This is a genomic window from Candidatus Eremiobacteraceae bacterium, from assembly GCA_036511855.1.
Classification (GTDB): Bacteria; Vulcanimicrobiota; Vulcanimicrobiia; order Eremiobacterales; family Eremiobacteraceae; genus JABCYQ01.
In genome coordinates this window covers 39,727-53,771 of sequence record DATCBN010000050.1, presented here as the reverse complement: position 1 = coordinate 53,771, position 14,045 = coordinate 39,727, and the positions used below count along the sequence as shown (strand labels likewise).

Below are 14,045 nucleotides of genomic sequence, written 5' to 3'. Positions count from 1 at the left end.
ACGTTATTGAGGAAGATCGTCTCAACGGGCACGTCGTGGGAGCGCGCCTTTGGCTATTCGCGTGCCGTCCGCGCCGGCGACAACGTCTACGTGGCCGGCACGACCGCCGTCGATGAGACCGGCGCCGTGATCGGCCCAGACGATCCGTACGCGCAAGCCAAAGCGGTGCTCGACAAAATCGAAGCTGCCCTGACGGAAGCGGGCGCTTCGATGCGCGATGTCGTGCGCACGCGCATATTCGTCACGGACATGGCCCACGCGGACGCGATCGGCCGGGCCCACGGCGAGTTCTTTCGCGACATCCGTCCGGCGGCCACGATGGTGCAGGTGGTGAAGCTCATCGATCCTCGATTGCTGGTCGAGATCGAAGCGGATGCGGTGACACGCGCCGGCGACTGACGGAACGCAGGGGCGCCGCGCCGAACGTGACGCCTGTCAATCGAAAAGGAGCATCACGGACTTCATGGCACGCAACGGCAGACCCGAAATCGTCATCGTCAACGGCGCCCGCACGGCGTTCGGCAACTTTGGCGGCGTCTTGCGAGACGTCAGCGCCATCGATCTCGGCGTGGCCGCCGCGAAGGGCGCACTCGAACGCTCGAAGGTGGCGGCCGAAAAGATCGACCAGTTCATCTTCGGCAACGTGATCCAAAGCAGCGCCGACGCCATCTACGGCGCGCGTCATGTCGGTCTTAAAGCTGGCGGGCGCCGCGATGCTTCGGCACTGACGGTCAACCGGTTGTGCGGCTCGGGCCTGCAAGCCATCGTGACCGGCGCCCAACAGCTCATTCTCGGCGAAGCCACCTACGTGCTCGCCGGCGGCATGGAGAACATGAGCCAGTCGCCGCACGTGGTTCGCGGCGCGCGATGGGGACTCGCGCTCGGCCAGCAGACGAAGTTCGAGGATGCGCTGTGGGAAGGTTTGACCGACTCCTACAACGGCATGCCGATGTCGATCACCGCGGAGAATCTGGCCCGTCAGTATAAGATCACCCGTCAAGAGAGCGATGAGTTCAGCCTCAAATCGCAGCGCGGCGCGGCGGCGTCTATCGAGAGCGGATTTTTCGCCGAGGAGATCGTGCCCGTCGAAGCGCCGGGCCGAAAGGGACCGACGATTGTCGCCGCGGATGAAGGGCCGCGCCCAACGGTCACGATGGAGCAACTCGCGAAGCTGCCGGCGCGGTTCGTCAAAGACGGGGTGGTGACGCCGGGCAACGCGAGCGGGATCACCGACGGCGCGGCTGCCGTCGTGCTGACCACTGCGGAGCAAGCGGAGCGCGATGGCCTCGAGCCGCTTGGACGGCTCGTGTCGTGGGGCATCGTCGGCGTCGACCCCGACATCATGGGGATCGGGCCCGCGTTCGCTATCCCGCAAGCGGTCGACCGCGCAGGCATGAAACTCGCTCAGATGGACGTGGTAGAGATCAACGAAGCATTTGCGCCGCAAGTGCTGGCGTGCGTCCGGGAGCTCGACCTCGACATGAACCTTCTCAACCCGAACGGCGGAGCCATCGCGCTTGGCCATCCGCTCGGCGCCAGCGGAGCGCGCATCACGTATTCGCTGCTTCACGAGCTGCGCCGGCGGAAGAAGAAATACGGCGTCGCGAGCGCATGCATCGGTGGCGGCCAGGGTATCGCCGGCGTCGTCGAAGCGTTCTGATGGCGTCTTGCCCCCGTTGCGGCGCGCAGCAGGCCGAACGCACGGCGTTCTGCGGCGTGTGCGGGGCGCTTATCGACCGGCCGAACACCGAAGCTCCGGCGAACCCAGGTCCGCCGCAGCCACCGCCGGCGGCCGCGCGGCCCGCGGATCGAGTCGAAACGCCGCCGCCGCAGCCGGCAGTCCTCAAAAGCCGGTCGGCGCAACCGGTCAGTCACGACTTTGGCGATGTTGGGATCTACATCGTCCGCCGCTTTCTCGCGCTCGTCGTCGATCTCGCCGGCATCGGGATGCTTATCGGGCTCGGCCTCATCGCGATCGTGGATGCCACGCATCCTGCCCCGGACCAATTTCTCGCCGTTCACGCGCGCGATTTCGCGATCGCGTTCGGCGCGTCCATCTTCGCCTATCTGACGATCGCTGAGGCGCTGTTCGGATCGACGTTGGGTAAGGGATTGTTCGGTTTGGGGGTCGGACGCGTGGACGGCAGCCGCTTGGGTTTTGCGAGGGCGCTCGTCCGAAACATTTTTCTGCCTCTCGATCTTGCCGCCGTCGGCTTTCTCGTCGCCACGGTGACGCCGTCTCGCAGGCGCATCGGCGATCTCGTGGCAGGCTCGGTCGTCACCAACGCGCGCATCGGCAGGTTGGCGACGTTCACCGCGGGGGTCATCGCGGTGGGCGCGGCGTGGCTCTTGTTTGCAAACGCCGACGGCGCGCGATTGTCAGACCAACTGCTCGCGGTCGCCGGTTTGCAGTTGCCGGCAGTCCAATCGCCTCCGCTTGTCGAGCAGACGCGGCCATCGCCGAGCCCCACGATAGCGCACCTTCGGCCTTCGCCGTCCGATGAGCCCGCACAAACGCCAACGCCGACGCCATCGGCAGACCCGGGCCGGCCGCATACAGTCTAAGCGACCACGTTAGGTGCCGGTGAAATTCGGCGGCCGCTTTTCGAGAAATGCAGCCGTGCCTTCTTTTGCATCGTTTGAGATGGCGACGGCTCCGAAGGCGTCGGCCTCGAGTTCGAGCGCGGCGTGCAGGTCCATCTGCATGCCTTTGTGGATCGCCCGCTTGGTGGCGGCGATCGCGAGCGGCGCTTTTGAGGCGATGACGCCGGCTAACCGTTTCGCTTCGGCCGACAGTTGGTCCGCAGGCACGACTTTATCGACGAGATTTGCCTGTTTTGCTTCGTCGGCCGTGATCATCTCGCCCGAGAGCAAGAGGTACGATGCCATACCCGGCCCGACGAGCCGCGGCAGCCGCTGCGAACCTCCGAACCCGGCGATTATGCCAAGGTTCACCTCGGGTTGGCCGAGCTTTGCCGTGGCCGCCGCGATTCTGATATCTCCGGCCATGGCGAGTTCCAGGCCGCCTCCGAGCGCGAAGCCGTTGATCGCCATGATGACGGGCAAGCGCGAGTGCTCGATCCTGGCGGTGATCTTGTGACCGTCATTGGCTTTCGCCGTTGCGGCCGCACGATCGCCGAGCTTGTTGAGTTCGCCTATATCGGCGCCCGCGGCAAACGCTTTATCTCCCGATCCGGTGATGACAACGGCGCGGACGGTTCGGTCCGCTTCCAACTCGTCGAACGCTTTGACCAATTCGGCGAGAACGACGGCATTGAGCGCGTTGAGCGCTTTCGGCCTGTTGAGCACGATGGTCGCGACCGCTCCGTCGCGCTCGATGAGAATGGTCTCGTAAGCCACAGGCTCTCCTCTTCAAAATGCCGATTGTGCGAAAGTCACCGCCGACGAAGTGCGGCTCAAACCCCTTCGGGGTAATCGGTGTCCAGGGCCGCAGCCGTGACCACAAGCGCTTTTGCCGCGCCGATGTATCCCAAGAGACTTGCCACGCTGCCTTTATCCAGACTGAGCCGGCGCAGCATGATGGCTGAGACGACTTCAAGCCTGCCGTCAAGAACCTGCCGCCACACCGCGATAGACCCGCTTATTATGAAGCGGGCGCTTTCTTCGTCGGCCCGCTCGGCCGGCCGCGCCGCGCGGCATTGACCGTGCCACAGATCCAGATACGCCGAGCGCTCCGATCCCGCTGCGCCGCCCTGCTGGCCTTCACTTGTTATCGAGAGGATGAGCGGCCATTCCCACTGCGCCGCAGCATCGCGATACGCGGCGTTGTCGTTGAGCTCGCGTTGCCATGCATGAAGCCACGGCGCGCTGAACAGCTCCATCGGCGCAGCGTTTTGGCCGGCGTCGTTCGGAGTTGTCACTGGCGTGCCTTCTCGGCGGACCGGTTCCGGTTGAATGGCTCCCGCATGCGGCTCTATTTCGGCGTCTCACTCGAATAGTCATAGAACCCGCGACCCGATTTACGTCCGAGATGGCCGGCGAGCACCATGCGTTTGAGCAGCGGCGGCGGAGCCATCATCGGGTCTTTGAACTCATCGAACATGATCTGCGCGATGAAATAGGTCGTGTCGAGGCCGACGAAGTCGAGCAGCGTCAACGGACCCATGGGATGACCGCATCCGAGCTTCATGCCTTCGTCGATATCTTCGCGCGACGCGAGCCCGGACTCGAACATGCGGATCGCATAGACGAGATACGGCACGAGCAGCCGGTTGACGATGAACCCCGGCGTGTCTTGCGCCAACACCGCCGTTTTGCCCACTTTCGCTGCGAACGCGTATAATGTATCGATCGTCTCCTGACTGGTCACGATCGTCTTCACGATTTCGACGAGTTTCATGAGCGGCACCGGATTGAAGAAATGAAGACCGGCGACGAGGGCCGGGCGCTTGGTGGCCGCCGCCATCTCGATGACGCACAGGCTCGACGTGTTCGAGCAGATGATGGCGTGAGGGGCGAGCAGCGCGTCGAGCTTTGCGAAGAGTTCGGTCTTGACGGCCATGTTCTCGATCACCGCTTCGATGACGAGATCGCAATCTTTGAGGTCGTCGATGGCGACGGTGGTCCTGAGGCGTGCGAGCGTGGCGTCGCGGTCCGCGGCAAGAAACGCGCGCCCGTCGCCCGCCTTGCCGCGTTCGACGAACTTGTCGAGCGATTTCTTGATCCCGGACATGCCGCGGTTCAGGGCGGCTTCGACAGTTTCGAAGATGACGACGTCGTAGCCCGCCGTGGCCGCGACTTGTGCGATGCCGGATCCCATGAGGCCGCAACCGCAGACGCCCACTCGCTTGATCTCTGCCATGAACCGTTGACCCTTTCAGATGTTGAGGTGACATCGAGAACTTGCGTCTATTCTCGCCCCGGCCCTGCTGCGCAAGAAATGTCGCCGGGCGTGGGGAACGAGATTGTCCATGTCACCGATGCCGCGCGCGCTCGCGCTCGCTGCCTTCATGATTCTCGCGACCGGCTGCGCGAAAGTTTCGACGCAAACCGGCACACCGTCCGATACTGCCGCCGGCGTGCTGCGCATTTCGGATATCTCCGATCCGTCGACCTTGAATCCCATGCTCTCGGGCGCGGACTTCGTCTACCAGCTTGCCGGGTACACGCTGGAATTTCTCGTGCAGCTCGACGATAAGGGCAACGTCATTCCGGTGTTGTGCGAACGCGTGCCCTCGCTGACCAACGGCGACATCAGCGCCGACGGCCTGATCGTGAAGTACCACTTACGCAAAGGCGTGACATGGTCCGACGGCGCCCCCTTCACGTCCAAAGATATCGAAGCGTCCTGGCGGCAAGTGACCAACCTGGCGAACAACGTGCAGGAACGTGAAGGCTACACCGTGGTCGCGAGCATCGATACGTCCGATCCGCACACCGCGGTCGTTCACCTCCTCCATCCGTATGCGCCGTTCGTCACGCGTTTCTTCGCCGCGATCCAAGAGGGGCCGATCGCAGTCATGCCCGCGCACGTCATCGCTAATCTGCGCGAGCTGAACGACGCTCCGTTCAGTTCGCGACCCATCGGCACCGGGCCGTTCATCGTACAGTCCTGGGTTCGTGGCGGAGCGGTCACGTTCGTGGCCAACCCACACTACTGGCGTGGACCCGTCGGCCTGCGCACGATCGTCTTCCAATCACGGCCGTCGTCGGAAAACGAGCTGGTCGGTTTTCTGGCCCGCGAGATAGACGCCGATTTTGACGCGGGACCGCAGCGGCTGCTCCAATTCCGCACCGTCGCCGGCTTGCACCCGATCCGCTCGCAAAGCCTTCGTCTGAGCGTATTGGATATGAACACCTCGCGCGCGCCGCTCAACGACGTGCGCGTCCGCCGGGCCGTCGCCTTCGCGGTCGACCGCGGCCGGCTGCTTCGCGACGTCTTTCACGGCGCAGGCGTACTTGCCGACGAGTGGATCCCCAACTGGAGTTGGGCGTACACGCCGGACGTGCCGCGCTACCCGCACGACCCAGCGCGCTCGAACGCGTTGTTGGACCAAGCCGGCTGGCGGCGCAGCGCGGATGGTTTTCGGTATAAAGGGGCGCAGCGTCTCACCGTGGTGTACGTCGGCACCGCGGGCGACGGCGCGACCCAGCAGGTCGCGGCGCTCGTGCAGTCCGACCTGCGCGTGGTCGGCGCCGACCTCGTGATGAAATACTATCCGTACGATCAGATCTTCAATCTCACGGGGCCGATCCGGAACGCAAATTTCGATCTCGCAGGCTACAGCTTCAGCGTCAACTACGACCCCGGCGCCCTCAACGACGATGGCTGCGATTATTTCTCGCCGCGAGGCGCGAACGACGCGCGTTATTGCGACCAGCACCTCGACCGATTGGAAGAAGAAGGCCTGTTCACGAACGATCGCGCCGAGCGGAAGAAGATCTATGCGGAGGTGCAACGCATACGGATGGAAGCGGTCGCGGGGCTTCCGTTGTTCTTTCGAGATAGAGTCGGAATGGTCACGAACGACCTGCGAGGCTACACGCCGTCGCGCGGCATCATTCCTGAGTGGAACGCTTGGCAGTGGACGGTGAAGTAGCCGGCGCTAGCGCGCGACGAAATCTTCTGCGAGATACAGCCCGTTCGTGCCGATCGCCACGCCGATGCCGATCTTGCGGTATTCGGGGCTGAGTATCGCCTCGCGGTGGCCGTCGTCCGGCGCCTGTTCGGCCATCATCATCGCGTCGAGCTTGCCGACGGCTTGCCACTCGTTTTCAAGATCGTTTATGTCGAGCCCGAAGTAGGCGACGTTCTCGCCATATCGCGAAGCGAGGCCGCCGATGCTCTGGAAGCGCTGAATCGGGCTGCGTCCGGATGAATCCGTATGGCGCATGATCCCCGCGCTCTCCATATCTTTTGCCTGATACTGCGCCGCGCTCTGTGCGACCGTGTCGATCGCAAGCGACGGCAAACCGGTGGCTGTGCGGTGCGCGTTCAAAAGGGCGAGGAGACGGATGCGAAGTGCGTCGAGCGCTCCAGTGCCGGGAACTTCGGCGACGACGCCGGCTCGCGGGGCGGGCGGCGCAAAAGTCATCACACCGTTGGGATAACTTATCTGAAGATTGAGAAATGCGGCGATCGCCTGGGGGTCGGCGAAATAAAGTCCATTGTCGATCACCATCGGCCCGATGTATGCTTGATCGCCGATCGAGAGCCGGCCGGCTGCCAAATGATATCGGATCTGCATGGTCTCGAGAAGCGGCTCGACGGCGACGAGGACCTGTGCGCCTTCCGAAATCGTTGGGATTGAGGAGGCGCGAGCGGCCTGGGGAAATAGAAGCAAGCCCGCCGCGAGGACTGCGGCGCAAAAAGCGACTACGGTGCGTCTTAACATCAAAGGTTCTGCGATCTCCCCTGTTCAACGCATCGAACCGAATTCGCCCGAAGAACCACGATGACTGGGTGACGGAGATCACAGTTCGATGCTAAACGCCGCGATGGTGACCGCGACCTCGCCCCCGCTTGCCCGATCCCTGTTTCCGGTATGCAAAAACTGGGTGTATTGCAATCATGCTGCTGTGGGCCCGCTCACGACGCCCGCGCGCGATGCCATGGTCGCCGCGATGGATGCGCAGATGACGATGGGCTGCAACGGAATACTTAATATCGAAGCGCGCAAAAACGAAGTGCGGGCGGAAACAGCAGCCGCGATCGGAGCCGATGCGGACGAGATCGCGTTCATGCGCGCCACAACGGACGGTGCGCTGCTCGGCGCGAACGGCATAGACTGGCGCGCCGGCGACGAGATCATTCTGACGGACAACGAGTTCGGCGCCAATGCCTATCCGTGGCTCAACCTGCGCGACCGCGGTGTTCGCGTCAAGCTGCTGCGTGCGCCCGGCGAGCGTCTCACCGTCGACACGCTTGACCGCGTTGCGACGTCGCACACGCGGCTCGTTACCGTATCCTATGTGGGTTTCTCGGACGGATATCGCCACGACGTCGCCGCCATCGGCGCGTGGTGCCGGGAACGCGGCATCCTCTTCGCGCTTGACGCGATTCAAGGATTCGGCCATCTACCGCTTGACGTCCACGCGTGGAAGGTGGACCTGTGCTACTTCGGCGTCGCGAAGTGGCTGCTCTCGCCGCAGGCGCTCAGCATCGTCTACGTCAGCCGTGCACTCATCGAGAAGCTGCGGCCGTCATTTTGTTCGTGGCGGTCGGTCCGCGACCCGATGCGTTTTTTGGACTACGGTCAAGAGCTGAGCGATGACGCGGCGCGGTTCGAGGGCGGCACGATAAATTATCCCGCGCTGCTCGCGTTTCGCGAAAGCCTGCGCATCCTGACCACGGCGGGCCTCGATGCGGTGGAGGCACACGTCTTGCGCTTGACCGGCCGGCTCATCGACGGAGCGATGGAAGCCGGCATCGAGGTCGCGAGTTCGACCGCAGCGGGCACGCGTTCCGGGATCGTGCTGCTCAAACCGCCTGGGCGGACCGTGGAGGAGCAGCAAGCGCGCGTGGACAGCGCAAAGGTCCAGGTCACGGTTCGCGATACCGGAGTGCGCGTCTCACCGCACGGTTACAACACGCTCGATGAGATGGACCGCGTGCTCGAGGTGTTGATCTAGTTCAATAACCTTCTTCAGCGACCCGTGCGGTGGTCATCACCGCATCGCTCATGCCGTGGATCAGACGCTTGTCTGCCGGCGCGATGGTTGCGAGCACGCCCGACAGGTGCGCGTCATCGCCGGCGACGAGATAGTACGGGCACAGCCGGACCCGGCCGTCCATTGGCCGCACTTCGCCGGAATCGGTGTCGAGGTAACTGACTTGCACGCGGCGTCCTTTATGGAACCGCTGCAGGATGTGCGGTGTTTTCTCGAACATGGACAGGCCGCCGTCGATGACCGCCATCCATTCGTCGCGGGTGAGATTGTTCGCGACGTGCACGCCGCGGCTTCCCCACGCCAGTTCGGAGAAACCCGAAGGCTTCACCACGAATTGGCGTTCGGACTTCGACAAACCGTACAACTGGTTCCACGCTTGCAGCGGGCGCCCGTCGACATTGAGACCGGCGATCGCAGCCTGCGGCGGCAACGGCCTCGGATCCAGGATCCACGTCTGCGGAAAGATCTTGCTCAAGCGAGCGAATGTTTCAGCGCCGAGCTCTTGCAGCCACGTCGGGCCGAGCGCGGGATTGTGGAACAGCGCGAAGATCAGTTTTTCTTCGAGGAACGACTTCGGCGGTGCGGTGATCGTGACGCGCTTGTGGCGTGCCGCGTAGAGCATCAATTCTTGCTTGGGGACATTGAGCAAATCAAAAAGTTCGAAGAAGCGGTAGAGCACGTCGACGGTCCGGCGTCCGATGGGCGCATCGACGACGAGCGCCTCTTCGGTAAAGACGATATCTTCAGGCGCGACTGTGATGACCTCAGCCTGACCCGTGGCCGTGACCGCCGTCGCGAGCCAGTCCATCTCACCGCGATAGTCGTTCGATTCGCGAGACACGACGATCGCCACGACCGGTTTTTCTTTGCCGTTGCATAGGGAGATCGCCATGCGGGCAAAGCCGCGCTGGATGCCGTCGAATTCTCCGACCTGATCGTAGCCGAGCTCGCAGTACGTCTCGCCCATCGCTCCGACGAAGCCCAGGCCGCCGGGAACCGAATCGAGTTCGCTCGAGATGAAACCGTCGTCGGTGAGGATGACGTCAGGCCGTATGACGCTCGGGGTGTCGTTCTTGAATCGATTCTGCCGCTGCAGCCTGACGATGTGTTCGGGTTTTCCGATCTCCAGGTACTCGGATATGAAGCGGGGAGCGGTGCCGCGGACGCTTTGGAAATAGAGCTTGTTGACGGCGCGGTAAAATTTGAGCAGGTCGGCGCCAAGCGTCTCGAACGCGGCGATGGTCTGCGGTTTGAGCGGGAACGGCTCCGGCGAAATGCGCCATGCCGTTTTGACGGGATCCGGAACTTCCGGACTTGCGACGCTTCGGAAGAGGTTTGGCGAGAGATTGTTGGCGACGAAACGCGCTCGGTCGGCGGGCGATAGAGGCGTCTGGACTTTCGCGCTACATGGCATAGAGGTGTGCGCCCTCCGCGCGCAATTGCAACGGGCGACATGGACAAGGCGGCGGAAGTTTCGGTTGCTTGTTGAAGCGGAAGAGGTGGCGGATCATCGCGGCTTTCTTGTCGTCACATTCGTTCGACGTTCGCCGCATTGTCCGGCGCTCGCGGCCTCTCCTCCCGGTCATGGACCGCTCAAGGCACGAAATGCGCCCGCGACGAATGCAGGCCGGCCATGTCTCTTGCGTTCGCCGTCACCGCATCGGAGTTGACAAAACGATACGGGTCCATTGAGGCGGTGCGCGGCATCGATTTCTCAATCAGGCGTCAAGAATGCTTTGGTTTCCTCGGCGTGAACGGCGCCGGCAAGACCACCACGATGAAGATGGTCTATTGCCGGATCGGCAAGACATCGGGCCGGCTGCACGTACTCGGACTCGACGCGTCCGCGCACGCGGGCGAGATCAAGCGCCGCATCGGCGTTGTCGCGCAGCAGAACGCGCTCGACCCCGAACTCACCGTGATGGAAAATCTTCTCACCTACGCGGCGTTTTTCGACATCGCACGCGTTGCAGCGCGCACACGATCCGATTCGCTGCTGCGGCGCTTGAGTCTCGAGGGCAAACAAGATGCGCGCATCAAAGACCTGTCCGGTGGGATGCAGCGCAGATTGGTGATCGCCAAGGCGTTGTTGAACGATCCCGAAATGCTCGTCCTCGACGAACCGACCACCGGCTTGGACCCGCAGGCGCGTTTGATGGTGTGGGAGATGTTGTCGGCGCTGCGCGCGCAAGGACTCACGCTCGTGCTGACCACGCACGACATGGACGAAGCCGCCCGCCTGTGCGACCGCCTCGCGATCATGGACGAGGGACGCATATTCGCGGAAGGATCGCCGCGCGAACTCATCTCGATCTATGCAGCGCGCGACGTGCTCGAGCTGGCCGGCGGCGACGAAGTGCCCGGCGACGGCGATATCGGGGCGCTCATCGTGCGCCGCGAACGGCACGGTTCGACCGCGTACCTGTACAACGACGACAACCGCACGCTGCTCCGGGCGCTCGCTGCGCGAGGGATCGATCCGGCCCGCCATGTCGCGCGGCCGGCGACGCTCGAAGACGTCTTTCTCAACATCACCGGACGGGATCTCGCGGAATGAATCCGGCCGAAGCGTTCTTCCGCAAGAACTCTTGGCGCGTCTGCCGCCGCAACTTGCTGGCGTGGCAGAAGTACGCGTGGTCCAGCGTCACCATCAACATCATTGAACCGCTGGTCTATTTCCTGGCGTTTGGCTACGGACTCGGCGCGTACTTCACGTACGGCGTCCACGGTTCGCTGCTGCAGTATATCGGGCCCGGCATGCTGGGTCTGACGGCGGTCAATTCCGCGACGTTCGACGCCGCGTGGGGCGGCTACGAACGTCTCACCAACAACGGCGTCTATGAATCGATGGTCACGGCACCGGTCGCACCGGAAGAGATCGCGGCCGGCGAATACATCTGGCAGGCATTTCGCGCCACGCTGTACGGCGCGATCTTCCTCGGCGTGATCGCGTCGCTCGGCCTCGTGCATTCGTGGCTCGCGCTCTTGTGTCTGCCGGTGCTCGCCTTGACGGGCGTGCTCTTCGCGATACCGGCGCTCTACATGGCGTTCATCGTCAAGACGCCGGAACATCTCTTCTATTATTTCGCGCTGATCGCCACGCCGATGGTGATGTTCGGCGGCGTGTTCTTCCCGCTCGACAAATTGCCGCGCTGGGCGTTTGACATCGCGTGGTGTACGCCGCTCTACCACGCCGTCAACGCCTGCAGAGCGCTTGTGACCGGCAGCGCCACGTGGACGACGCTTGCCGAGGTAGGCTGGCTCGTCGCGGCGATCGCGGTGCTCGTCTGGCTGCCGCACGCCGCGTTGCGGCGCCGATTAGGAAACTAGCCGCCGGTAGACGGCTTGAGATACTGCTCCCGAAGCTCGCGCTTGAGTAGCTTGCCGGTGCCGCCCTTTGGCAAGGGTCCATCCGCAATGGCGACGCGATGGGGCACCTTGAATCCCGCGAGCAACGACCTGCAGTGCGCGATCAGCGCCGCTTCGTCGAGTTCCATGCCCGGCTTGAGCACGACGATGGCCATAGGGACCTCGCCCCATTGATCGTCGGGAGCCGCGATGACCGCACATTCGGCGACGGCGGGATGTTCGAAGACCGCTTTTTCGATCTCGATCGACGACACATTCTCGCCACCCGTGATGATGATGTCTTTCTTCCGGTCGACGATACGCAGATAGCCCTCTGCGTCGATCGTACCGATGTCGCCGGTGTGAAACCAGCCGTCGATCATCACTTCGCGAGTCGCTTCGGCTTGACCCCAATAGCCGGCCATCACGGAATTGCCGCGAGCAACTATTTCGCCCCTGGATGCTCCGTTATGCGGCAGGAGCGTCGCGCTCTCGCCCATTATCTCCACGCGCACGCCCGGAATCGGCAGCCCTGCAGTCATGCGTTTGTCGCGGCGGCCGTCGTCGGACGCGTCGACGCCGCGCCGCAGCGTGGCGATGGTCAGCACCGGTGAGGTCTCCGATAGACCGTAGCCGCAGGTCACCTCGCAACCGGGCAGCCGCTCGTCGAGCGCGCGCACGAGGCTCGACGGGCTGGCCGCGCCGCCCACCATCACGCGGCGCAGTGAACTGAGATCGCGCGTCGCGCAACTTGGATCCGCGAGCAACGCGAGCGCCATCGTCGGCACCACGAACATATCGGTGACACGCTCGCGCTCGATGGTCTCGAGGACTTGGCATGAGTCGAACCGCGGCAACATGACGTGGCGGCCGCCCACCATCGTCACGGAATGAGGCGTGCCCCAGCCGTTGACGTGGAAGAGAGGGATGCTGTGCAGTTGGACGATGCGGTCATCGCAGCCGAGCCCTACGACGGCGCCCATTGCGTGCAAATACAGCGACCGGTTCGTCAGCATCACGCCCTTCGGCCTCGCGGTGGTGCCACTCGTGTAGAAAAGCTCGGCGACGTCGTCCTCGTCCAACTCCGGCCGCTCAAACGTCGCAGGCGCGCTTGCGAGCATCGATTCGTAGTCTTCGCCGCCGAGCGCCGTCGGAATTCGGGGATCGCCGCCCATCAAGACGATCGTCCGAAGCTTTGGCAGGCGCTCCGCGACCGGCGCGATCAATCCCAAGAGCGCGCGGTCCACCACTGCAGTCGTCGCGCCGGCATCCGCCAGGATGTAGGCGATGTCGCCGGGCGTAAGGCGGATATTGATGGGCAGAAGGATGGCGCCCATCTGAGGAACTGCGAAGTAGCCTTCGAGCAGCCGGTGACAATTGAACGAGACGAACGCGACGACGTCGCCGCGGACGACGCCCAACTTCGTGAAGGCCGCCGATGCGCGGTCGATGCGCTCGGCGAGCCGGCCGTAGGTCAACCGTTCGCCACCGCACGATACCGCGTCCGCATCGCCGTAGAGGTTCCGCGCCCGGTCGATGAAGTCGGTGACGACCAGGGGCACCTTCACTTAGGTGCCGTGATGAGATCCATATTCTTCTTGAACATCGCGGGGGTGATGAAGCCACGCCAAATCGCCTGCACGACGCCGTCTCGATCGATGAAGACGCTCTTGGGCAGCGTGTCTATCTGATATTCCGAGCCGACGGCACCGGGGTCGATGAGGATCGGATACGTGATGCGCATCTGTTTTGCGAACGGCGCGACTTGCGTCGGCGATTCGAGTTCGTCGATGCCCAAGAAAACCGCCTTAGCCTTGAGCGCCGGATATTGCTTGACGATGAACGGCAATTCAAGTTTGCACGGTTGGCACCAGCTCGCGAAAAAGTTGACGTAGACGGGTTTGCCCTTGAATTGTGCGAGCGAGAACTTCTTTCCGGCGAGCGTTTCGAGATCGATGGCCGGGGCAGCTTTGCCGACGGCGAGCGGTACGTCCGCCGCCGCAGCCATCGGGGCGAGCGCGGCCAGCGAGAACAGGAGCGCGGCGATCAAGCGGTTGAGTTTCATG

General features: G+C 63.4%; 14 protein-coding genes. 7 read left to right on the top strand and 7 right to left on the bottom strand.

The window, feature by feature from the left end; genetic code table 11:
* Nucleotides 1-6: 6 nt before the first annotated feature.
* The 3 genes from VII69_07620 (at nt 7) to VII69_07610 (ending at nt 2,565) form a co-directional block, all read left to right on the top strand.
* Complete coding sequence (locus tag VII69_07620; GenBank protein HEY5094964.1) at nt 7-399, top strand: RidA family protein; 393 nt, start codon at nt 7-9, stop codon at nt 397-399.
* A 64-nt stretch (nt 400-463) separates the two neighbouring features.
* Nucleotides 464-1,660 (top strand): acetyl-CoA C-acetyltransferase, encoded by a 1,197-nt coding sequence (locus VII69_07615; protein HEY5094963.1) that lies wholly within the window; start codon nt 464-466, stop codon nt 1,658-1,660.
* Nucleotides 1,660-2,565, top strand: a complete 906-nt coding sequence (locus VII69_07610) for an RDD family protein (protein HEY5094962.1) — start codon at nt 1,660-1,662, stop codon at nt 2,563-2,565. The genes VII69_07615 and VII69_07610 overlap by 1 nt, the downstream gene beginning before the upstream one ends.
* Before the next feature lie 9 nt (nt 2,566-2,574).
* Here the strand turns inward: VII69_07610 and VII69_07605 are convergent, their stop codons facing one another.
* Genes VII69_07605 through VII69_07595 form a run of 3 tightly spaced genes read right to left on the bottom strand, consistent with a single transcriptional unit; the run spans nt 2,575 to nt 4,822 of the window.
* On the bottom strand, nt 2,575-3,360 hold the full coding sequence (locus VII69_07605; protein HEY5094961.1) for an enoyl-CoA hydratase-related protein: 786 nt from the start codon (nt 3,358-3,360) through the stop codon (nt 2,575-2,577).
* 56 nt (nt 3,361-3,416) lie between these two features.
* Nucleotides 3,417-3,881, bottom strand: a complete 465-nt coding sequence (locus VII69_07600) for an SCP2 sterol-binding domain-containing protein (protein HEY5094960.1) — start codon at nt 3,879-3,881, stop codon at nt 3,417-3,419.
* Nucleotides 3,882-3,934: 53 nt separating this feature from the next.
* The gene (locus VII69_07595) at nt 3,935-4,822 is read right to left on the bottom strand and encodes a 3-hydroxybutyryl-CoA dehydrogenase (GenBank protein ID HEY5094959.1); all 888 of its coding nucleotides are present in this window, start codon (nt 4,820-4,822) and stop codon (nt 3,935-3,937) included.
* Nucleotides 4,823-4,931: 109 nt separating this feature from the next.
* Between VII69_07595 and VII69_07590 the strand changes: the two genes are divergently transcribed.
* Nucleotides 4,932-6,560, top strand: a complete 1,629-nt coding sequence (locus VII69_07590; protein HEY5094958.1) for a peptide ABC transporter substrate-binding protein — start codon at nt 4,932-4,934, stop codon at nt 6,558-6,560.
* Nucleotides 6,561-6,566: 6 nt separating this feature from the next.
* Here VII69_07590 and VII69_07585 read toward each other — a convergent pair whose 3' ends face one another.
* Complete coding sequence (locus tag VII69_07585) at nt 6,567-7,355, bottom strand: CAP domain-containing protein (GenBank protein HEY5094957.1); 789 nt, start codon at nt 7,353-7,355, stop codon at nt 6,567-6,569.
* 88 nt (nt 7,356-7,443) lie between these two features.
* On the opposite strand from VII69_07585, the gene VII69_07580 reads away from it, so the two are divergent.
* Nucleotides 7,444-8,592, top strand: a complete 1,149-nt coding sequence (locus tag VII69_07580; protein ID HEY5094956.1) for an aminotransferase class V-fold PLP-dependent enzyme — start codon at nt 7,444-7,446, stop codon at nt 8,590-8,592.
* A 1-nt stretch (nt 8,593) separates the two neighbouring features.
* On the opposite strand, the gene VII69_07575 is transcribed toward VII69_07580, so the two are convergent.
* Nucleotides 8,594-10,045, bottom strand: coding sequence for a hypothetical protein (locus VII69_07575; GenBank protein HEY5094955.1), 1,452 nt, complete (start codon nt 10,043-10,045; stop codon nt 8,594-8,596).
* Between the two features lie 219 nt (nt 10,046-10,264).
* Here VII69_07575 and VII69_07570 point away from each other — a divergent pair, with 219 nt between their 5' ends.
* Nucleotides 10,265-11,188: an ABC transporter ATP-binding protein gene (locus VII69_07570; GenBank protein HEY5094954.1), complete on the top strand. Its 924-nt coding sequence runs from the start codon at nt 10,265-10,267 to the stop codon at nt 11,186-11,188.
* On the top strand, nt 11,185-11,961 hold the full coding sequence (locus VII69_07565) for an ABC transporter permease (GenBank protein HEY5094953.1): 777 nt from the start codon (nt 11,185-11,187) through the stop codon (nt 11,959-11,961). Before VII69_07570 ends, VII69_07565 begins: the two co-directional genes overlap by 4 nt.
* Here VII69_07565 and VII69_07560 read toward each other — a convergent pair.
* Both VII69_07560 and VII69_07555 read right to left on the bottom strand, forming a co-directional pair.
* The gene (locus VII69_07560; GenBank protein ID HEY5094952.1) at nt 11,958-13,547 is read right to left on the bottom strand and encodes a long-chain-fatty-acid--CoA ligase; all 1,590 of its coding nucleotides are present in this window, start codon (nt 13,545-13,547) and stop codon (nt 11,958-11,960) included. The genes VII69_07565 and VII69_07560 overlap by 4 nt on opposite strands.
* Nucleotides 13,544-14,044, bottom strand: coding sequence for a TlpA disulfide reductase family protein (locus VII69_07555; GenBank protein HEY5094951.1), 501 nt, complete (start codon nt 14,042-14,044; stop codon nt 13,544-13,546). Before VII69_07555 ends, VII69_07560 begins: the two co-directional genes overlap by 4 nt.
* Nucleotide 14,045 lies beyond the last annotated feature (1 nt).

Coding starts and splice junctions, on each gene's coding strand:
- VII69_07555 (HEY5094951.1), bottom strand. CDS start 14,044: ATGAAACTCAACCGCTTGATCGCCGCGCTCCTGTTCTCGCTGGCCGCG.
- VII69_07565 (HEY5094953.1), top strand. CDS start 11,185: ATGAATCCGGCCGAAGCGTTCTTCCGCAAGAACTCTTGGCGCGTCTGC.
- VII69_07610 (HEY5094962.1), top strand. CDS start 1,660: ATGGCGTCTTGCCCCCGTTGCGGCGCGCAGCAGGCCGAACGCACGGCG.
- VII69_07585 (HEY5094957.1), bottom strand. CDS start 7,355: ATGTTAAGACGCACCGTAGTCGCTTTTTGCGCCGCAGTCCTCGCGGCG.
- VII69_07615 (HEY5094963.1), top strand. CDS start 464: ATGGCACGCAACGGCAGACCCGAAATCGTCATCGTCAACGGCGCCCGC.
- VII69_07580 (HEY5094956.1), top strand. CDS start 7,444: ATGCTAAACGCCGCGATGGTGACCGCGACCTCGCCCCCGCTTGCCCGA.
- VII69_07570 (HEY5094954.1), top strand. CDS start 10,265: ATGTCTCTTGCGTTCGCCGTCACCGCATCGGAGTTGACAAAACGATAC.
- VII69_07590 (HEY5094958.1), top strand. CDS start 4,932: ATGTCACCGATGCCGCGCGCGCTCGCGCTCGCTGCCTTCATGATTCTC.
- VII69_07575 (HEY5094955.1), bottom strand. CDS start 10,045: ATGCCATGTAGCGCGAAAGTCCAGACGCCTCTATCGCCCGCCGACCGA.
- VII69_07595 (HEY5094959.1), bottom strand. CDS start 4,822: ATGGCAGAGATCAAGCGAGTGGGCGTCTGCGGTTGCGGCCTCATGGGA.